Below are 18,297 nucleotides of genomic sequence, written 5' to 3'. Positions count from 1 at the left end.
CCGACCGACCCGAACCGGAAAGCCGAAAGACTGCCGGGAAACCCCCAAAGAAACGGCACGGTCCATGGTTGGAGGAGCGGCCGTGTCAGTGATGAGGCGAGGGGCCGGGCGTCGGCCCGCCGGGCATCCGGGCCCGTCCAGTCCCGATTCCGGGCCAGGGGCGCGGCCACCCGCACGAGAGGCCGATCAGGGCGACCTCCAGACCCCCCAGGCGCGACAGATCGCTACGCGCTCCCCCATTTCCTGGCGTCCGGCGACCGTCCTGGGCTGATACCCGCACCAGAGGACGAAATGAGCAGCCCAGGGAGCCGACAAGCGCGACAGATCGCTACGCGCTCCTCATTCCTCAGCGTCCGCCGGCCGTCTGGGGCCGATAACCGCACCGGAGGGCGAACAGAGGGGCTCGGGGAGGGCGCGGGCTTGGCCGAGGTGGCCCGCGCCCTCTCGGGGTCAGGCCTTGAGGGCGCCTACGAGCTGGGCGCGCTCGCGGAGGTCGCGTACCGCGCGGATGGTGGCGTGGGGGCGGAGGCGGAGGTTCATCACCTCGAAGTGTTCGTCTCCCCGGGCCGAGGAGAGGGCCTCGTACTCGTCCAGGAAGCGCCCCCACGATTCGCACGCGGCCTCGACGTGGCCGATCGACAGCTGCCGCTGGGCGAGGACGCCGTAGGCGTGCAGGCGGCCCTGCCGCTCGTTGGCGGGCTGGAGCCGGATCGATTCGCGCAGGGTGCGGACCGAGCCGGGGACGTCCTTCGTCTCGTTCAGGACGTGCGCGACGTGGAACAGGTAGGCCGTCCGGTCGTAGCCGCCGATCGACTCCCGCCGGTCGTCGGCCCGGGCGAGTGCTTCCTCGGCCTCGCGGAGGCGGACGAAGGCCTGCCGCCTGTCTCCGACCATGGCCGCGCCGTGCGCCTGCTGGCCGCGCAGGAACGCGACCAGGCGCGGGCCGGCGGAGGGTGCCGCTTCCGCCGCCGAGTCGGCGAGTTCGAGGGCACGCCTGCCGTAGCCGAGGTTGGAGGCCTGGAGGGACATGCCGCGCAGGGTCCGGCAGTAGGTGACGTGCTCCTCCGCCTCCCCGGCGAGCTTCAGCGCGGACACGTAGTAGTCCTGGCCCAGCCGGTGCTGGCGTTCGTACATCGCCATCCAGCCCGTCAGGTACACCAGGTCGGACGCTGCGGCGAGCAGGCTGCGCCGGACGGGGGCCGCGGCCTCGGCCTTCAGCCAGGGGCCGACGGTGTTCACGAGGAACGCCGCCGCCATCGGCCGGGCGTGGCCGGCGCCGAGTTCGTCGAGGATGTCGGCGATCCGGTCCGTCATCGCCGCCACGGCGTCCACCTGCGCCTGTCCGACCTTCGTCGTCGCCTTCCCGGGCCTGACCCCGTCGGCCCGCGCGAGGGTCGGGAACAGGGGGATGCTGAGTGCTGCGGAGAAGACTCCGGCCGCGATCACGCGGCGTCGGGACGGATCCATGTCGGCCCTTCCGAGGTCTACGAGTTCCCGCACAGTGTCCGCCTCCGCCGCCCCGCCCGGGGGCGTGAGCCCCGCCTCGGCGTAGGTGACCGGCCGCGCCAGTTTCCGTTCGAACGCCTCGATGATCAGCGCCCTGACCTGCGGCCTCGGCTGGTGTCCCGCCACCCACTGGGACACGGCGGGCTGACCGTACTTGAGCAGGAGCCCGGCCTCCGCGCCGATGCGGTTCACGATCGAGGCGAACTGGCTTCTTGACCATCCGGCCTGCTCAAGGAGCGTCGTCAGGCCGGTGTTGGGTGTGCGTGAGCGTCGCGCCATGAGCAACTCCCCACAGGTGCATGGCTTGCATGCTTCTCCGACGCTCCAACGGTACTCGCGCGGGGGCACCGCGCGGTTACCTCGTCACACCAACCGGTGACCGCACGGGCCACCCCACCCCTGAGGCAAGGAGCGACCCATGAGCTACGAATACCTCCCCCACCGGCTTCTCCGTCAGCAGGTGCGTGACATCGCATCGGGCGCCGAGGGCGTACTGATGGCCGTCATCAACGAGAACGTCTCGGATTCGGTCCTCCACGAGCACTGGGTGGAGCTGGCCTACATCCGCGGTGCGTCCGGCCGCGAGTTCACCACCGCGATCAGCAACGTGGAAGCCACGTGATCAGACCAGGCGGCGCGCCAGGACCTGGCCCGGCCAGTCACCGGACAGGAAGGCCTCTGTCGGGGTGAAGCCGTTGCGCTCGTAGAAGGCGACCAGCTCGCCCCCGCCGCCCGCCCAGCAGTCCACCCGCAGGAGGCCCAGGCCGGCCCGGCGGGTCTCCTCGACGGCGTGCGCCAGCAGGACCGCGCCGATGCCCAGACCCACCCGCCGCCGGTCGGAGACGAGCAGCCGGACGTACAGCTCGTCCTCCTCGGCCGCCTTGATCGGCATCTGGGGACTGGGCCCGGAGTCCAGCACCATGGCCCCGACGGGAACACCGTCCAGCTCCGCGATCCAGGGCGTGTTCTCGGTCAGGTACCGCTCGACCCGCTCCACCCCGCCGGGCTTCTGCGAGTACGGGGTGGTGCCCCACTGCTCGGTGTTCCCGCGGGAGTTCATCCACGCGACGGCCCCGTCGAGCATGCCGAGCACGGCCGGCCCGTCCGCCAGGACGCCGGGCCGGATGCGTATGCCATGTGTCGTGTCGTTCACAGCTGCGAGCCTAGGCGCAAGCACGCCTCGTCTGTCACTGGCCGGGCTCCATGTCTGCGGCCGCCCGCCGCAGACGGCTGTACTCGGCCAGGAGTCGGGCCGATTCCTCGGGGTCTTCGGACTCCGCGGCTTCTGCTTCGAGGTCGTGCAGTCGTGTCTCCAGGCCCGCATCGCGTGCGATGGCGTACTCGGTCCACCACAGCCGCATGAACGCCGGCACCGGAGTGAGGTTGAAGGCATCCCCGATCGCACGCCGCCAATGGGACTCGAAGTCCGGCAGGAGGTGTGGAGCGTGTTCCTGGATGGCGAGACGCAAGGCCTGGGGGGTGCGTTCGGGCATCGGCGGGACCCGGCGGGGCCGTTCGCCGCCCGTACCGTCGAAGTGCAGGGGTTGTGCAGTCATGGCTCAGGGGCTCCCGATCTGTACGCGGCCGACGCGGCTTCAGCGAGCTGCTGGTACTGCTCGAACCATTCAGCGGGCACCAGGTACGCCAAGGTCTTCCCCTTACGCGTGATCGCCGCCGGCTCGCCCGCGATCCGGGTGCGGTCGAGGATCTCCCCCATCTGCTTGCGCAGGTCGATCGTCGTGTAGGTGCTCGGCTCCGTTGCCATAGTTCCACCTCCCTCAGCGCGCCCTCCACACCCACGGCTGCGGCACCAACCCGAAATGTCGGCCAGTCGCCAAAAACGGGCAGCGCGTAGCGATCTGGCGCGCCCGTCGGCTTCCCAGGCGCCTCTATTCGCCCTCTGGCGCGGGTATCAGCCCAAGACGGTCGTCTGACGCCGAGAAAAGAGAAGCGCGTAGCGATCTGGCGCGTCTGGGGGCTTCCCAAGACGCTCAGATCAACCTCTCGTGCGGGTAGCCGGGCCACGGCTCGGAATCTCGGCTCCTGAGGGCCCGGATGCCCGGCCGGCCGACGCCCGGCCCCTCGCCTCATCGCTGAGAGACCCGTCCCCTGCCCTTGGACCGTGCCGTTTCTTTGGGGGTTTCCCGGCAGTCTTTCGGCTTTCCGGGGCGGGTCGGCCTGTCAAGGGTCGCCGAAGGCGATCACGAAGTGACGCGACGAAGGAGCGCCCTTGACAGGCCGGCACGACACGGAAGGACGATGGGACTGACGGGAAAGCCCCAACCAGCCCTGATCCGGTCCAGCGGGATACCGCTCCCCCCTACCCCTCCACCCCCGCCACCTCCCGCACCCGGCGCCGGTGGCGGGCCACGCGCTCCCTGTTGCCGCACCGTTCGCTGGAGCACCACCGGCGGCGGCGGCCGCGGGAGGTGTCCAGGTAGAGGCGGGCGCAGCCGTCGCCCTCGCAGGACCGGATCAGGGCCAGGTCGCCGGGGTCGGTGAGGAGCTCCACCGCGTCCCGGGCCACCGTGGCCAGCATCCCGGCGCACTCCACCCCGCCGCAGAGTTCCCGGACGAGGTGGCCCTCCTGGTTCCGTACCGCGCACACGCCCGGGGGCGGTCCCGCGGCGGCCGCGTTCACCCGGGCCAGGGCTTCCTCCTCCGGGCCGGTGCCGGCGAGTTCGGCCCGTACGAGGGTGCCCACGTCGTGGCGCAGCGCGCGGAAGGCCTCCACCCAGTCGGGCCCGAGCCGGCCGAGCGGGGTGTGGTCGGGGACGAGGCCGGCACCGACGAGCCACAGCCGAAGCGCATCACCATCGCGGAGCCCCTCCCGGCATCCGGAACCGGCCCCTTCGAGGCCGTCCGTCGCCAGCAGGTCCAGGCAGACCCGCCCGGAGTCGAACCACATGCCCGTCCACATGCCCGTTCACCGCCTCGTCGCTGCCTCGGCGACGCCTCGTCGCCGTGGGACCGGACCGCCTCCCCAGAGTGCCGTCGGCGGCCGTGAAGCGGAAGCCCCCGCGCGGGGCGGGCGGGGCTGCTATGCCGAGGGTGCCTCGTCGTGCAGCACGCGCTGGAAGAGGCGGTGGTCGCGCCAGGCTCCGTTGATGTGGAGGTACCGGGGGGCGAGTCCGATCTCGGTGAAGCCGTTCTTGGCCAGGACCCGCATGGAGGCGTGGTTGTCGATCAGCGTCTGCGCCTCCACGCGGTGGAGCCCGAAGTCCTCGCGGGCGGCCCGGAGGACTTCCGCCAGCCCGGCGGTGGCCAGGCCCTTGCCGTGCAGGTCCCGGTCGATCCAGTAGCCGACGCCGCCGCTGCACAGGGGGCCGAGGGCGATGCTGCCGAGGTTCATCGCCCCCACGACCGCACCGGTCTCCCGGCCGTCCTCGACCTCGACGAACACGTACGGGACGAGCCGCCCCCCGTCGCGCTCCTCCAGCATCCCCTCGATGCGGGCCAGCTGCCCGGCCTCCGTGTAGAAGGCCTCGCTCCGCAAGGGCTCGTACGGCGCCATGGCGGCCCGGTTGCGCGTCAGTACGTCGGCCAGCCCGGCGGCGTCCTCGACCGCCAGGCCCCTCATCTTCACCCCGTTGATGATCATCGGAGCACGCTAGCGGACGTCCGCCCCCGCGCTCCAGCCCTCGCCCTCCCCCGCGTCCAGCGACAGCCGGTACCCCCGCTTGACCACCGTCTGGATCAGCCGCGGCGCCCCCAGGGCCGCCCGCAGCCGGGCCATCGCCGTCTCGACGGCGTGTTCGTCGGTGCCCGCTCCCGGCAGCGCCCGCAGCAGCTCGGCCCGGGACACCACCCAGCCGGGCCGCCGGGCGAGCGCGGCCAGCAGGGCCATCCCGGCGGGCGGGACCGGGCGCAGCCCGTCGTCGACGAGCACCGCGTGCCCCCGGATCTCCAGCCGGTGCCCGGCGACGGGCAGGACCCTCGCCCGGCCGGGGAGTTCGCGGCACAGCACCTGCACCAGCGGCCCGAGCCGGAACCGCTCCGGCTGGACGGTCGCCACCCCTTCGGCCTGGAGCGGGAGTGCGGTGACGGGCCCCACGCACGCCGCCGCGACGGGTCCGCGCAGCGCCTCCAGGACCGCTTCGCGCAGCCCCCGTTCGGTGGCGCGGGACAGCAGGGAGGCGGCGGCGGGCGCGGAGGTGAAGCTGACGGCGTCCACGGCCCCGACGGCGATCGCGTCGAGCAGCCGGTCCAGGGGGGCGAGGTCCTCGGGCGGCATCCACCGGTAGACCGGTACGGGCACCACCTCGGCCCCGCCGTCGCGGAGGGCCTCCACGAACCCGGGGAGGGGTTCGCCGTGCAGCTGGAGCGCGATGCGCCGCCCGGCGACGCCGTCGGCGAGGAGCCGGTCCAGTACCTCGGCCAGTGATTCCGACTGCGGGGACCAGGCTTCCACCAGTCCGGCGGCGCGTACGGCGCCCTTGACCTTGGGGCCGCGGGCGAGCAGTTCGGTGGTGCGCAGCCGTTCCAGCAGCTGTTCGCCGATGCCCCAGCCGTCGGCGGCTTCGATCCAGCCGCGGAATCCGATGGCGGTGGTGGCGACGACGGCGTCGGGCGGGTTGTCGACGAGTTCCTTGGTGGCGGCCATCAGCTCGCTGTCGTCGGCGAGCGGCACGATCCGCAGGGCGGGGGCGTGGATGACGGCGGCTCCGCGCCTGCGGAGCAGGGCGATCAGTTCGTCCGCCCGGCGGGCGGCGGTGACTCCGACGGTGAATCCGGCGAGGGGGCCGTGGGTAGCGTCGTCCATCGTGGTTGCCTGCCTTGCCCAGAAGGTTTGCGTCGGGGATGTTCCGAGCCTGCCAAGGCGTCGTGTCAGGCTCGGTTCCATCGCATTTCGGGCCAGTTAACCGGCCCGCACCCACCCCGGCCGTACCTCACGCCTGCCTCACGCCCACCTCACACCGAGGTGAGCTGCGGTTTCCTCTCCGCCTGTCCGTCGGTGGCGGGGGCCGGGGCGGCGACGGGCCGGCGAAGGTATACCGCCCAGGTGACCGCGCAGCACACCGCGTAGAAGCCGAGGAAGGTGGCGAAGGCGGCCGTTCCGGAGCCGGATTCGAGGAAGGCCGAGCGGAACACGAGGTTGATGCCGAGGCCGCCGAGCGCGCCGACGGCTCCGATGAGTCCCATGGAGGCGCCGGAGAGCCGCCTTCCGTGGGCGGCGGCCGCTTCGCCGTCGAGGCCGCGGGCGAGGGCCTTCGCGGCGAAGATGCCGGGGATCATCTTGTAGGTGGAGCCGTTGCCGAGGCCGCTGAGGGCGAAGAGCGCCACGAAGCCGACGAGGAACACGGGCAGGGATTCCCGTACGGAGGCCAGCAGGACGACTCCGGTCGCGGCGGCCATCGCCACGAAGGTGGCCAGGGTGATCCGGGCCCCGCCGAAGCGGTCGGCGAGTGCCCCGCCGACGGGCCGGACGAGGGAGCCGAGGAGCGGGCCGATGAAGGTGAGGGAGGCGGCCTGGAGCGGGGTGCGTCCGAACTGGGTCTGGAGGACGAGCCCGAAGGCGAAGCTGTAGCCGATGAAGGAGCCGAAGGTTCCGATGTACAGGAAGGCCATGATCCAGGTGTGGGCGTCCCTGGCGGCTTCGCGGACGGCGCCGCCGTCGTTGCGGACCGGCGCGAGGTTGTCCATGCGTACGAGGGCCAGTGCCGCGGCGAGCACGATCAGCGGGAGGTAGGCCCACAGCAGCAGCCGGGGGTGTCCGGCTCCGGCGGTGCCGATGACCAGCAGGGCGACGAGCTGGACGACGGGGACGCCGATGTTGCCGCCGCCGGCGTTGAGGCCGAGGGCCCAGCCCTTCTTGCGGAGCGGGAAGAAGGCGTTGATGTTGGTCATGGAGGAGGCGAAGTTGCCGCCGCCGACGCCGGTGAGCGCGGCCACGGCGAGGAAGGTGCCGTAGGAGGTGCCGGGTTCCATGACGACGAGGGCGGCGATCGTCGGCGCGAGGAGGAGCAGGGCGCTGACGACGGTCCAGTTGCGGCCGCCGAAGCGGGCGACGGCGAAGGTGTAGGGGATGCGGACGAGGGCGCCGACGAAGGTGGCGGTGGCGATGAGGAAGAACTTGCCCGCCGGGTCGATGCCGTACTGGGGGCCCATGAAGAGGACCATCACGGACCACAGGGTCCAGATCGAGAAGCCGATGTGCTCGGAGAGCACGGAGTAGAGGAGGTTGCGGCGGGCGATCCGCTCCCCGGTCTCCTTCCAGAAGGTCTCGTCCTCGGGGTCCCACCGCTCGATCCAGCGGCCTCCCCTGCGCGGTGCGGTCGTCGTTCCGGTCATCACACGCCTCCACCCTCCACAGCTGTCGTGCTCCGTGGTGAGGAGGCTAGGAACGGCGCGTTTCGGCCCCGGTCCCCGCCGGATGACCGGTGGGAAACCTTGCACTCACCCGCCGTCCGGGCCGGGTGTGAGCGCTGCGGGGAGCCAGCTGTCCGGGGGGACTTCCAGCCAGCCGCCGGCGTTCTGGAGTTCGGTCACCGCGCGGTGGAGGGCGTCGAGGCCGGGGTGGTCGAAGCCCTTGCGCCACACCATGGACAGCGGGGACAGCGGTGCGGGTTCCACGAGGGGGCGTTTGACGCTGCCGGGCATGTCGAGGAAGCCGACGGCCACCAGGACGGGGTTGCGGGTCTTGGCCATGACCCGGACGAACTCCTCCTTGCCCATGGCCACGGGGGCGGGCGGGGCGACGGCGATGCCGCGTCCGGCGAAGAGCTCACGGGCCAGGCCGGTCCACTCCAGGGTGCGGGGGTTCCCGGCTCCCGCGTACACGCTCTCCCCGGCGAGCGCGGCGAGCGGTACGCGGTCCAGGGCGGCCAGCGGGTGGTCCTCGGGGAGCAGGACGGCGAGGGGTTCGTGGCGTACGGGGCGGTGGTCGAGCCGGGCGCGCAGGGCGGGTGCCAGTCCGGCGGCGTACCCGAAGGAGACGTCGAGCCGTCCGGCGGCGATCTCGCCGGCGGCGTGGGTGAGGCCGCTCTCGAAGCGGGCCATCAGTTCGCAGCCGGGGGCGAGTTCGCGGGCGCGTTCCAGGACGCGGCGGCCGGTGCTGGGGCCGTCGGTGTTCATGTCGACGAGGAGGGCGCGGGGCGGTCCGGCGAAGGCGGCGGCGAGTTCCTCGTGGGCGCGGAGCACGTCGCGGGCGTGGGGCAGCAGGCGTTCGCCGTCGGGGGTGAGTTCGACGGCGCGGGTGGTGCGCAGGAACAGGGGTGTGCCGAGGGCCTGTTCGAGGCGGCGGACATCGCGGCTGAGCGCCTGCTGGGCGACGTAGAGGCGGGCGGCGGCGCGGGAGAAGTGCAGTTCCTCGGCGACCGCGAGGAAGCCGCGCAGCAGGCGGGGGTCGACGTCTCGGGCGGTCATCCCCGGAGATTAACAACGCGGGCGCGTGAATGGCCCCGGAACAGGTGTTGGACCGCGGGCGGGGGCGGGCCGCAGGCTCGGTGCATGCCGCAAGAATCCCCGCTGATGGCCGTGACCGGCAGCACCCTGGTCCTGGCCGCCCCGTCCCCCGCCGCTTCCCCGGCCCCGGCCCCGGCCGCTTCCCCGTCCCCGGCCCCGTCCCCGGCCCCCACCCGCGCGCGGGCCCGTACCCGCGGCCCGTACGCCCGCCTCTTCTCCCGCCCCGGCACGCGCGGGTTCACCGCCGGGAACCTGCTGGCCCGGCTGCCGATGGGCATGTTCGGAGTCAGCGCGGTGATGATGATCGCCGGGCAGCGCGGCTCGTACGCCCTGGCCGGCGCGGTCACCGCCACCGGGCTGGCCGCCACCGCCCTCGTCGCGCCCTGGACGGCCCGGCTGGTCGACCGCCACGGGCAGGCCCGGGTCGCCGTACCGGCCACCGTGATCGCCGTCCTCGGCTCGCTCTCCCTGGTCCTGTGCGTGCGTACGCAGGCCCCCGCATGGACCCTGTTCGCCTCGTACGCGGCCACCGCGACGACCCCCAACATCGGCGGCATGTCGCGGGCCCGCTGGACCCACCTGCTGCCCCGCTCCGAGCACCACACCGCGATGTCCTTCGAACAGGCCGCGGACGAGCTGTGCTTCATGCTCGGCCCGGTCCTCGCGGCCTTCCTGTGCACCGCCGCCTTCCCCGAGGCGGGCACCCTCGCCGGGGCGGCCCTGCTGCTGACGGGCATGCTGGTCTTCACCGCACACCGGGCCACCGAACCCCCGGCGACCGGGGCTCCGGCCGCCGCCCTCGGCCCGTCGCCGCTGCGCGCCCTGCTCCCGCTGCTGGGCCTGCTGGCGGCCACCGGTGCGGTGTTCGGCTCGATGGAGGTGGCCTCCATCGCCCACCTCGCCGCCCTGGGCCTCGGCGGCACCTCGGGCCCGGTGCTGGCGCTCCAGGCGGCGGGATCCTGCGCCGCCGGGCTGTTCTACGGCACCCGCCGCCCGCGGAGCCTGCGCACCTGCCTGCTGGCGCTGGCCGCGGCGATGGCCCTGCCCTGGGCGGCCGCCGCCACCGGCTCCCTCGCCCTGCTGGCGGGTGCCCTGCTGCTGGCCGGGATGGCCACGGCGCCGGTAATGGTGGGCGCGATGGCACTGGTGCAGCGGGCCACTCCCCCGGGCCGCCTGAACGAGGGGATGAGCCTGGCCGTCACCGCGATCATGACCGGCATCGCCGCCGGCTCCGCCACGGCGGGCCAGGCCGTCGACCGGCTGGGCTCCACCGCGGCCTACGCCCTCCCGGCCGCCGCCGCCCTGCTCGCACTGGCCCTCTCCGCCGCAACATCCCGATTTATCCGTATTGTTCCGGCGGGCGAGTGACGCGCCCGCGTGGTACGCACCACTCCTCCGCGCGATCCCGCATAACTGGGGGTGCTTTCCCCCAGCGGCCCTTCCCTTCGCGGAGGAACTCCCCTTGCCTGCTTCCCGTTCCGTCTCCTCGGCCCTCGTCGTCGCGGCCGTCACCGCGTCCTGCCTGGTGCCGGCCGTACCGGCGCTGGCCGACGCGTCCCAGATCCGGTTCTTCCAGCCGTACGTCCCCTCCATCGCCCCCGGCAAGACGGGCCGGGTCGTCATCGCGGCCGTGAACGGCCAGGACCCGGCACGCAGCAGCACCTTCCGGATCACCGCCCCGGAGCGGACCACCTTCCCGGAGGCCCGTTTCTACTGGAACGGCCAACGCGCGGCGGCCTCGTGCACCCGCTCGGCGGACGCACGCCTGCTGACCTGCGACGCGGGCACCCGCGCCGGCTTCGCCTTCCCGGCCGACACGCAGACGCGGCTGGCGGTGACGGTGAAGGTGGACCCGAAGGCCCCCCAGGGGACGACGCTGGACGGCGGCGAGTGGTCCAACGACACCGACGCCCCTGCCCTGTTCGCCGTGTCCACCCCGGTGACGGGCCCGAAGGGCGACGACGGCCGCCCGGGCCACGACGGCAAGCCCGGCCACCACGGCAAGCCGGGCCGCCCGGGCCCCCAGGGAGAGAAGGGCGAGAAGGGCGACCCCGGCAAGGACGGCGAGCCCGGCCCGCAGGGCCAGCCCGGCAAGAACGGCAAGAACGGCAAGGACGGCAGGGAGGGCCGCCAGGGCATCCAAGGCATCCCCGGCCCGAAGGGGGACCCCGGCAAGAACGGCGAGCCCGGCACCCGCGGCCCCGAGGGCAAGAAGGGCAGGGACGGCAAGGAAGGCCGCCAGGGCATCCAGGGAATCCAGGGCATCCAGGGCCCGAAGGGCGACCCCGGCCCCTCCGGAGGCGAGAAGGGCGACAAGGGCGACCCCGGCAGGGACGGCAAGCCCGGCAAGAACGGCAAGGACGGCAAGCGCGGCCCCCGGGGCCACGACGGCAAGACCGGAGCCACCGGCCCGCAGGGCCTCCAGGGCATCCGCGGCCCGGAGGGCCCCGCGGGCCCCAAGGGCGACCCCGGCAAGGACGGCAAGCCCGGCGGCACCTGCAAGAAGTGCGGTGACCACCACGGCAAGGACGACCACCACGGCAAGGGCGGAAAGGGCGACCACCACGGCAAGGGCAAGGGCAACGGCCCGAAGGCCCGCATCGTCACGTCCGGCCAGGGCCTCGGCATCCGCTCCGGCCCCGGCACGGGCTACAAGAAGACCGGCAAGATCCCGGCCAACACCGTCGTGGCGCTCCAGTGCAAGGTCAACGGCCAGACCGTGGGCGACAATTCGATCTGGTACAAGCTCGCCGACGGCCGCGGCTGGATCGCCGCCCGCTACGCCCTGAACCTCAACAAGGTCCCGTACTGCTGACGGACCCCCGGCATGACGAAGGCCCCGCAGCCGGCAGGCTGCGGGGCCTTCGCCCACTTGGTTGGCTGATGAAACCGCGTCCACCGAGAATGTCGAACTCGCGCAGGCCACCCGATCTTCCGATGGGCCGACCAACGGTTTCGGCGTCACGGCCCAGTACCGACAATTCGGTGGCGATCCGCTCGACTTCCGCGACCACGCCGGGCGGCAGACCGCCGGTCACATGGGCATGATCGTCCGTGTTGTAGTCCCAGGTCCAGTTACTCACGGCCGATCTCGGCCTCTGCTTTGTCGAGGATCTGCTGGATCTCCGCCAGCGCGGACACCGGATCGTCCGCCCCCTCCTGGATCAGCCGCTCCAGGGCGTGTAGGCGTGCCGCCGTGCGGGGATGGCGTTCGATCTCCACGAAAACGGACCAGGAGTGGATGAAGGCTCGCAACGGGGCCAGGGACTGAGCCTGCTGGGCATTCGTCGTGGCCTCGAAGAGGTGCTGGGTCAAGTCGGGCACGCGGCTGGGAGCGATCTTCGCGACGGCCTCGCGGAGGGCGGCAGGTGTGCGTTCCGGCATGGGGATCAGGGGACCGCTCCCGGCGGCGATCGGCGTACTCACGTGTCCTCCTTGGTCAGGTTCCACTCGGGAGTGGATCCCACGCTACCGCCGTGCCCGCCATCACGCGGAAGCTTCGGTCATGACGAAGGCCCCGCAGCCAGGAGGCTGCGGGGCCTTCGCCCACATGGGATGAGTGGAGATGGCGGGAATCGAACCCGCGTCCAACGGTGCAGAAGCAGGGCTTCTCCGAGCGCAGTCCGCTGCGATTTTCTCGGCCCCGGAGATCACACGGACAAGTCTCCGACGGGCTCAGTCACTGTTTGGTTTCCCTCCAACCCCCGTGACCGGGGCTAGAGGTTTAGATCCCTAGTTGACGCCAGGATCCGGACCGGGACCACTTCCGGGCTGACGCTCCTCACAGAGGCTTCAGCTCACTGTTATTAGGCAGCGAGGGTGAAGCGGGAGTTATCGCTCTTGGAGTTGGCGATTATTTTTTGCGACATGTGGTTAGCGAGATCATTGCCGCTTCCTCGGCTCGCTTCCCCTGCATCGACAGCCGCTGTCGAAACCGATCATCCCCATGTTGTTTTATCAAGCAGCGCCGACCCCGGGGGGCGGTGCTGAACCCCATGGTACGCGAAGTGGACCACCGGGTGCCAGGAGATTAAACCGTGCCCCGCTGCTTGCGCCGGACCGCCGAGATGGCGCGCTGCGTCTCGCGCGTGTCCTGCTTCTCGCGCAGGGTCTGCCGCTTGTCGTACTCCTTCTTGCCCTTCGCCAGCGCGATCTCGACCTTCGCGCGGCCGTCCTTGAAGTACAGGGACAGCGGGACGACCGTGTGGCCCGACTCCTCGGACTTGCGCTCCAGCTTGTCGATCTCCTCGCGGTGCATGAGGAGCTTGCGCTTGCGGCGGGCGCTGTGGTTGGTCCAGGTGCCCTGGCTGTACTCCGGGACGTGCACGTTGTACATCCAGACCTCGCGGCCCTCCACCGACACGAAGCCGTCCACCAGCGAGGCCCGGCCCTGGCGCAGGGACTTGACCTCGGTGCCGGTCAGGACGATCCCGCACTCGTAGGTGTCGATGATCGCGTAGTCGTGCCGGGCCTTCTTGTTCTGGGCGATCAGCTTGCGCCCTTTTTCCTTAGCCATAGTGCGGTCATTTTCGCACTACGACCCCACCCCGAGGCCACCCAATACCGTGCGCGCCCGCTCCTCCGCCCCGTCGCCGGCCGCCAGGTCCGGGGTGATGCCCCCGCCGTCGAGGCTGCGGCCCGCCGGGGTGCGGTACGTGCCCACCGTCAGCTCCGCCACCGCGCCGCCCGGGAGCTCGGTCGGCATCTGCACCGAGCCCTTGCCGAAGGTGCGGGTGCCCACCGTCACCGCGCGGCCGCGGTCCTGGAGGGCGCCGGTGACCAGCTCGGCCGCGCTCATCGTGCCGCCGTCGACGAGGGCCACCAGGGGGCGTGCGGTGTCCCCGCCCGGGTCGGCGTACAGGGCGCGCTCGGAGCCGCGTACGTCGTACGTCGCCACGAGCCCGCCGTCCAGGAACGCGGAGGCCGCGGCCACCGCCTCGGTGACCAGCCCGCCCGGGTTGCCGCGCAGGTCCAGCATCACCCCGCCGCCGGGCGGGGCCTCCCGGACGGCCGCCCTGACGCGCTCCCCGGAGCCCCGGGTGAAGGAGGCCACCTTGATCACGGTGATGCCGCCCGCGAGGCGGCGTACGGTCACCGGCTCGGTACGCAGCTGCGCGCGCCGGACGGTGACGGTGCGGTCGGCGCCGTCCCGGCTGAGGCCGAGCACCACCGGAGTGCCGGCTTCCCCGCGCAGCAGCGCCACCACGTCGGCCACCGCCAGCCCGGTCACGCTCCGGGCGTCCACGCTCAGCAGCCGGTCCCCGGCGCGCAGGCCGGCCCGGTCGGCGGGGCTGTCCGGCTGGACCCGGTCGACCTCGATCCGGCCGTCCCGGCGGCGTCCGGCCCAGAGCCCGACCCCGGTCCAGCGGCCGTCGAGTTCCTCGGCGAAGGCGGCGTACTCGCCCCGGTCGTAGACGGTTCCCCAGCGGTCGCCGCTGCGGCTGACGACCTCCTCGGCGGCCTTCTTGCCCGACTTCCCCTCGGCGACGGCCTCGGCGGCGGCCCGGGTGACGGCCTCCCGGTCGGCGGTCCCGGGGCCGGAAGCGGAAGCGGGAGCGGGGGGCGGGTCCGGTTCGCCGGCGCCCGCCAGGAAGGCCGTGCCCGTCCCTTCGGCCTCGCGCGGGGACCAGCACCCCGTGCCGGCGGCGGTGCCCACGCAGACGAGGAAGACCAGCGTCAGAACGGCCCCGCGACGCAGGTCGCGGGGCCTCAGACAGAAGGCGGGCAGACCCGGCATGCCGCCGAGTCTAGGACAAGCCCCGCCGCGGCAAGTCCGGTTGAGCACAGAGCGCAGGAGGCGCTCGTCATACCTTCAGGTACTTGCGCAGCGCGACGAACGCGGCCAGGGAGGGCATCAGCAGGCCGATGACCAGCACCAGCGGCAGCTTGGCGAGGACCGCGTCCCAGCCGATGAAGTTGATCAGCTGGAGCTTGTCGCGGAGCGCGATGCCGTGGTCGATCACGAAGTACTGGCCGGTGCCGAGCATCGCGCAGGCGAAGACGGCGCCGATGAGGCCGGCCACGGCGGCCTCCATGATGAACGGCACCTGGATGTAGAAGCCGGAGGCTCCCACCAGCCGCATGATGCCGGTCTCCCGCCGACGGCTGAACGCCGAGACGCGCACCGTGTTGACGATCAGCAGCAGGGCCACGATCAGCATGACGAGCATGATGCCGAGGGCCGCCCAGTTGAGGGTGCCGAGCAGGGCGAAGAGGTTGTCGAGCTCGGTGGACTGGTCGGCGACCGACTGCACGCCGTCGCGGCCGGCGAAGGCGGAGGTGATGACCTCGTACTTCTCCGGGTTCTTCAGCTTGACCCGGAAGGAGTCGGGCATCTGGTCGGGGGTGACGACGGAGGCCAGCGCGGTGTGGCCGAAGCGCTCCTTGTAGTGCTTGTAGGCCTCGTCCGAGGACTCGTACATGACGGTCTGGACGAGGTCCATCTTCTTCAGCTCGGACTCGATGCCCTGCTTCTGCTCGGGGGTGACCGCCCCCTTGGAGCAGGGCCGGCCGCTGCCGGCGGCGGAAGCGGAAGCCGCCGGTGCGCCGGCGGCCGCGCCCGGGGCGGCGGCGCCGGCCGCGTCCAGGGCGTCGTTCTTCGTGCAGAGGTAGACGGTGACGTTGACCTTGTCGTACCAGTACCCCTTCATGGCGCTGACCTGGTCGCGCATGAGGAGGGAGCCGCCGAACAGGGCGAGGGACAGGGCCACGGAGATGATGACCGCGAAGGTCATGGTGAGATTGCGGCGGAGGCCGACGCCGATCTCCGACATGACGAACTGGGCGCGCATGACGTCTCAGGGGCCTTTCAGTGCTGGTAGCCGTAGACGCCGCGCGACTGGTCGCGCACGAGCCGGCCCTGTTCGAGTTCGATGACGCGCTTGCGCATCTGGTCCACGATCTGCTGGTCGTGGGTGGCCATGATGACGGTGGTGCCGGTCCGGTTGATCCGGTCCAGGAGCTTCATGATGCCGACGGACGTCTGCGGGTCGAGGTTGCCGGTCGGCTCGTCGGCGATCAGCAGGGCGGGGCGGTTGACGAAGGCGCGGGCGATGGCGACGCGCTGCTGCTCGCCGCCGGAGAGCTCGCCGGGCATCCGTCCTTCCTTGCCGTCGAGGCCGACCAGCTCCAGGACCTGCGGTACGGCCTTGCGGATCTCGCCGCGCGGTTTGCCGATGACCTCCTGGGCGAAGGCGACGTTCTCGGCGACCGTCTTGTTGGGCAGGAGGCGGAAGTCCTGGAAGACGGTGCCCAGCTGGCGCCGCATGTGCGGGACCTTCCAGTTGGAGAGCTTCGCGAGGTCCTTGCCGAGGACGTGCACCTGGCCGTGGGTGGCCCGTTCCTCGCGCAGGACGAGCCGCAGGAAGGTGGACTTGCCGGAGCCGGAGGAGCCGACCAGGAAGACGAACTCGCCCTTGGCGATGTCGAGGGAGACATCTCTGAGTGCGGGCCGGTTCTGCTTCGGGTAGGACTTGGAGACGTTGTCGAATCGGATCACGGGAGCACCACGGTCGCCGGGAGTAGGTGACCGTGACCATACGCGACCGGACGCCGGGTGGGGACCCGGCAATCGGAGTTGCCCGATATATCCCCGGGCGTGGAGGAGCCGGACCGTGATTGCCCGGACGGGCCGCGCCGAATGTCGTCGGAGCTGGCACAGTGGTAGGGGGAACGGACCGCGTCCCCGCACCGTTGTCCATGTCGAGGGGACGAGAGGAGGAGCGCATGACATATGACCGGCTCGTGTGCGCGAACTGCGCCGCACCCGTCAGCCAGGGCCGCTGCCCGGTGTGCCGGGCGAACCGGGAGCGCCTCCAGCAGGAGGGCCCCTTCGCCGGGCTGAATCCGGCGACGCTCATCGCGCTTCTGGTGGTGCTGGTGGGCGCGCTGGCGCTGGTGGCACGGACCGCGTAGGCCGCGTCGCGTCCCGATCAGCAGGCATCATCGTGTGGCCGCGCGGATCACACGTAATGGGGAAGGGCCCGGACACCACTGGTGTCCGGGCCCTTCCTCGTGCTGGTGTGCTCCCGCGTGTTACGCGGTCTGCTCCTGCTGCTTGCGCCAGCGGATGCCGGCCTCCAGGAAGCCGTCGATCTCGCCGTCGAGGACCGCCTGCGGGTTGCCGACCTCGAACTCCGTCCGCAGGTCCTTGACCATCTGGTACGGGTGCAGGACGTAGGAGCGCATCTGGTTGCCCCAGGAGCTGCCGCCGTCCTTGAGGGCGTCCATCCTGGCCTGCTCCTCCTGGCGGCGCCGCTCCAGCAGCTTGGCCTGAAGCACGTTCATGGCGCTGGCCTTGTTCTGGATCTGGGAGCGCTCGTTCTGGCAGGAGACGACGATGCCGGTCGGGATGTGCGTGATGCGCACGGCCGAGTCGGTCGTGTTGACGCCCTGGCCGCCGGGGCCGGAGGCGCGGTACACGTCGATGCGCAGCTCGGACTCGTCGATCTCGACGTGGTCGCTGGTCTCGACGACCGGCAGCACCTCGACGCCCGCGAAGGAGGTCTGGCGGCGGCCCTGGTTGTCGAAGGGGGAGATGCGCACGAGGCGGTGGGTGCCCTGCTCGACGGAGAGCGTGCCGTAGGCGTACGGGGCCTTGACGACGAAGGTGGTCGACTTGATGCCGGCCTCTTCCGCGTACGAGGTCTCGTAGATCTCCGTCGGGTAGCCGTGGCGCTCGGCCCAGCGCAGGTACATGCGCTGGAGGCGCTCGGCGAAGTCGGAGGCGTCGACGCCGCCGGCCTCGGCGCGGATGTTGACCAGGGCCTCGCGCTCGGCGTACTCGCCGGAGAGCAGGGTCCGGACCTCCATCTCGTCCAGCGCCTTGCGCACGGACGCCAGCTCGGCCTCGGCCTCGGCGAGGGTGTCCGCGTCGTCCATCTCCTGGGCGAGTTCGAACAGCACCGCGAGGTCGTCGATGCGGCCGCGCAGGGTCTCGGTCTTGCGGACCTCGGCCTGGAGGTGCGAAAGCTTGCTCGTGATCTTCTGGGCGGCTTCCGGGTCGTCCCACAGGGACGGCGCGGCGGCCTGCTCCTCGAGCACGGCGATATCTGCCCTCAGCTTGTCGAGGTCCAGGACGGCCTCGATCGACCCCATGGTCGAGGAGAGGGACTTCAGCTCTTCGGAAACATCGACGACTGCCACGGGTCAAGCCTAGCCGGTCCTCGGACGGCACTGTCCGGGCAGGCCGGATCGGACCGTACAGAGGAGCGCCGATACGGGCGTACGCTCCTCGTATGACCGTTCTACTCGTGAAGCGCCGCCATGTGGACCACATGCGTGTCACCACGACGAGCTGTCTGCCGCCGGACCAAGCACAAGCCTGATCAACCCCGATCCGACTTCGGTCCTGCACGCGGTCACACGTGGTCCCGGCGCCATCCCTGC

At 71.7% G+C, this 18,297-nt stretch carries 19 protein-coding genes and 1 other RNA gene; 4 read left to right on the top strand and 16 right to left on the bottom strand.

The features are described from left to right. Positions 1–450 precede the first annotated feature (450 nt). Complete coding sequence (locus AC07A6_RS29985) at positions 451–1,785, bottom strand: hypothetical protein (RefSeq protein ID WP_478779221.1); 1,335 nt, start codon at positions 1,783–1,785, stop codon at positions 451–453. A 139-nt stretch (positions 1,786–1,924) separates the two neighbouring features. On the opposite strand from AC07A6_RS29985, the gene AC07A6_RS29980 reads away from it, so the two are divergent. Next, entirely contained in the window at positions 1,925–2,128 is a 204-nt protein-coding gene (locus AC07A6_RS29980; RefSeq protein ID WP_478779220.1) for a hypothetical protein, read from the top strand. Here the strand turns inward: AC07A6_RS29980 and AC07A6_RS29975 are convergent, their stop codons facing one another. From AC07A6_RS29975 to AC07A6_RS29940, 8 genes are all read right to left on the bottom strand, one after another. Continuing rightward, complete coding sequence (locus tag AC07A6_RS29975; RefSeq protein WP_362468289.1) at positions 2,129–2,659, bottom strand: GNAT family N-acetyltransferase; 531 nt, start codon at positions 2,657–2,659, stop codon at positions 2,129–2,131. Positions 2,660–2,693: 34 nt separating this feature from the next. Beyond that, the gene (locus AC07A6_RS29970; protein ID WP_478779219.1) at positions 2,694–3,062 is read right to left on the bottom strand and encodes a hypothetical protein; all 369 of its coding nucleotides are present in this window, start codon (positions 3,060–3,062) and stop codon (positions 2,694–2,696) included. Beyond that, a complete protein-coding gene (locus AC07A6_RS29965) occupies positions 3,059–3,271 on the bottom strand; it encodes a type II toxin-antitoxin system prevent-host-death family antitoxin (RefSeq protein ID WP_478779218.1) in 213 nt (70 codons plus the stop codon). The genes AC07A6_RS29970 and AC07A6_RS29965 overlap by 4 nt, the downstream gene beginning before the upstream one ends. 555 nt (positions 3,272–3,826) lie before the next feature. Then, the gene (locus AC07A6_RS29960; RefSeq protein WP_478779217.1) at positions 3,827–4,426 is read right to left on the bottom strand and encodes a CGNR zinc finger domain-containing protein; all 600 of its coding nucleotides are present in this window, start codon (positions 4,424–4,426) and stop codon (positions 3,827–3,829) included. 120 nt (positions 4,427–4,546) lie between these two features. Further along, positions 4,547–5,107 carry a GNAT family N-acetyltransferase gene (locus tag AC07A6_RS29955; protein ID WP_478779216.1) on the bottom strand — a complete coding sequence of 187 codons (561 nt, stop codon included), beginning with the start codon at positions 5,105–5,107 and terminating at the stop codon, positions 4,547–4,549. 9 nt (positions 5,108–5,116) lie between these two features. Next, the gene (locus AC07A6_RS29950; RefSeq protein WP_478779215.1) at positions 5,117–6,268 is read right to left on the bottom strand and encodes a uroporphyrinogen-III synthase; all 1,152 of its coding nucleotides are present in this window, start codon (positions 6,266–6,268) and stop codon (positions 5,117–5,119) included. Between the two features lie 149 nt (positions 6,269–6,417). Next, positions 6,418–7,797 carry an MFS transporter gene (locus tag AC07A6_RS29945; RefSeq protein WP_478779214.1) on the bottom strand — a complete coding sequence of 460 codons (1,380 nt, stop codon included), beginning with the start codon at positions 7,795–7,797 and terminating at the stop codon, positions 6,418–6,420. A gap of 105 nt (positions 7,798–7,902) precedes the next feature. Then, positions 7,903–8,871, bottom strand: coding sequence for a LysR family transcriptional regulator (locus AC07A6_RS29940; protein WP_362468299.1), 969 nt, complete (start codon positions 8,869–8,871; stop codon positions 7,903–7,905). 84 nt (positions 8,872–8,955) lie between these two features. On the opposite strand from AC07A6_RS29940, the gene AC07A6_RS29935 reads away from it, so the two are divergent. Together AC07A6_RS29935 and AC07A6_RS29930 are read left to right on the top strand one after the other, a co-directional pair. Then, a complete protein-coding gene (locus tag AC07A6_RS29935) occupies positions 8,956–10,278 on the top strand; it encodes an MFS transporter (RefSeq protein ID WP_478779213.1) in 1,323 nt (440 codons plus the stop codon). A gap of 94 nt (positions 10,279–10,372) precedes the next feature. After that, positions 10,373–11,725, top strand: coding sequence for an SH3 domain-containing protein (locus tag AC07A6_RS29930; RefSeq protein ID WP_478779212.1), 1,353 nt, complete (start codon positions 10,373–10,375; stop codon positions 11,723–11,725). Positions 11,726–11,985: 260 nt separating this feature from the next. Here AC07A6_RS29930 and AC07A6_RS29925 read toward each other — a convergent pair whose 3' ends face one another. The 6 genes from AC07A6_RS29925 to ftsE form a co-directional block, all read right to left on the bottom strand. Further along, positions 11,986–12,336 carry a DUF6247 family protein gene (locus tag AC07A6_RS29925; protein ID WP_362468305.1) on the bottom strand — a complete coding sequence of 117 codons (351 nt, stop codon included), beginning with the start codon at positions 12,334–12,336 and terminating at the stop codon, positions 11,986–11,988. Between the two features lie 131 nt (positions 12,337–12,467). After that, positions 12,468–12,856: a transfer-messenger RNA gene (ssrA, locus tag AC07A6_RS29920) on the bottom strand. Between the two features lie 84 nt (positions 12,857–12,940). Next, positions 12,941–13,426 (bottom strand): SsrA-binding protein SmpB, encoded by a 486-nt coding sequence (smpB, locus tag AC07A6_RS29915; protein ID WP_362468308.1) that lies wholly within the window; start codon positions 13,424–13,426, stop codon positions 12,941–12,943. Positions 13,427–13,444: 18 nt separating this feature from the next. Then, the gene (locus AC07A6_RS29910; protein WP_478779211.1) at positions 13,445–14,647 is read right to left on the bottom strand and encodes a S41 family peptidase; all 1,203 of its coding nucleotides are present in this window, start codon (positions 14,645–14,647) and stop codon (positions 13,445–13,447) included. A 67-nt stretch (positions 14,648–14,714) separates the two neighbouring features. Further along, positions 14,715–15,701, bottom strand: coding sequence for a permease-like cell division protein FtsX (gene ftsX / locus AC07A6_RS29905; protein ID WP_386271740.1), 987 nt, complete (start codon positions 15,699–15,701; stop codon positions 14,715–14,717). 17 nt (positions 15,702–15,718) lie between these two features. Next, positions 15,719–16,408 (bottom strand): cell division ATP-binding protein FtsE, encoded by a 690-nt coding sequence (ftsE, locus tag AC07A6_RS29900; RefSeq protein WP_362468314.1) that lies wholly within the window; start codon positions 16,406–16,408, stop codon positions 15,719–15,721. 227 nt (positions 16,409–16,635) lie between these two features. Between ftsE and AC07A6_RS29895 the strand changes: the two genes are divergently transcribed. Beyond that, complete coding sequence (locus AC07A6_RS29895) at positions 16,636–16,824, top strand: hypothetical protein (RefSeq protein WP_362468316.1); 189 nt, start codon at positions 16,636–16,638, stop codon at positions 16,822–16,824. A gap of 120 nt (positions 16,825–16,944) precedes the next feature. Here AC07A6_RS29895 and prfB read toward each other — a convergent pair whose 3' ends face one another. Further along, positions 16,945–18,054 carry a peptide chain release factor 2 gene (gene prfB, locus AC07A6_RS29890; protein WP_362468318.1) on the bottom strand — a complete coding sequence of 370 codons (1,110 nt, stop codon included), beginning with the start codon at positions 18,052–18,054 and terminating at the stop codon, positions 16,945–16,947. Positions 18,055–18,297 lie beyond the last annotated feature (243 nt).

This window comes from Streptomyces sp. NPDC044002 (assembly GCF_056434525.1).
The sequence above is the reverse complement of the archived record's forward strand: the minus strand, read 5'-3'. Positions and strand labels throughout refer to the sequence as shown.

Bases quoted from the DNA above. Each gene is read 5' to 3' on its own strand.
- ftsX (WP_386271740.1), bottom strand. From the start codon at position 15,701: ATGCGCGCCCAGTTCGTCATGTCGGAGATCGGCGTCGGCCTCCGCCGC.
- AC07A6_RS29970 (WP_478779219.1), bottom strand. From the start codon at position 3,062: ATGACTGCACAACCCCTGCACTTCGACGGTACGGGCGGCGAACGGCCC.
- AC07A6_RS29950 (WP_478779215.1), bottom strand. From the start codon at position 6,268: ATGGACGACGCTACCCACGGCCCCCTCGCCGGATTCACCGTCGGAGTC.
- AC07A6_RS29965 (WP_478779218.1), bottom strand. From the start codon at position 3,271: ATGGCAACGGAGCCGAGCACCTACACGACGATCGACCTGCGCAAGCAG.
- AC07A6_RS29910 (WP_478779211.1), bottom strand. From the start codon at position 14,647: ATGCCGGGTCTGCCCGCCTTCTGTCTGAGGCCCCGCGACCTGCGTCGC.
- AC07A6_RS29940 (WP_362468299.1), bottom strand. From the start codon at position 8,871: ATGACCGCCCGAGACGTCGACCCCCGCCTGCTGCGCGGCTTCCTCGCG.
- AC07A6_RS29960 (WP_478779217.1), bottom strand. From the start codon at position 4,426: ATGTGGACGGGCATGTGGTTCGACTCCGGGCGGGTCTGCCTGGACCTG.
- AC07A6_RS29945 (WP_478779214.1), bottom strand. From the start codon at position 7,797: ATGACCGGAACGACGACCGCACCGCGCAGGGGAGGCCGCTGGATCGAG.
- smpB (WP_362468308.1), bottom strand. From the start codon at position 13,426: ATGGCTAAGGAAAAAGGGCGCAAGCTGATCGCCCAGAACAAGAAGGCC.
- AC07A6_RS29895 (WP_362468316.1), top strand. From the start codon at position 16,636: ATGACATATGACCGGCTCGTGTGCGCGAACTGCGCCGCACCCGTCAGC.
- AC07A6_RS29935 (WP_478779213.1), top strand. From the start codon at position 8,956: ATGCCGCAAGAATCCCCGCTGATGGCCGTGACCGGCAGCACCCTGGTC.
- AC07A6_RS29985 (WP_478779221.1), bottom strand. From the start codon at position 1,785: ATGGCGCGACGCTCACGCACACCCAACACCGGCCTGACGACGCTCCTT.
- AC07A6_RS29980 (WP_478779220.1), top strand. From the start codon at position 1,925: ATGAGCTACGAATACCTCCCCCACCGGCTTCTCCGTCAGCAGGTGCGT.
- AC07A6_RS29955 (WP_478779216.1), bottom strand. From the start codon at position 5,107: ATGATCATCAACGGGGTGAAGATGAGGGGCCTGGCGGTCGAGGACGCC.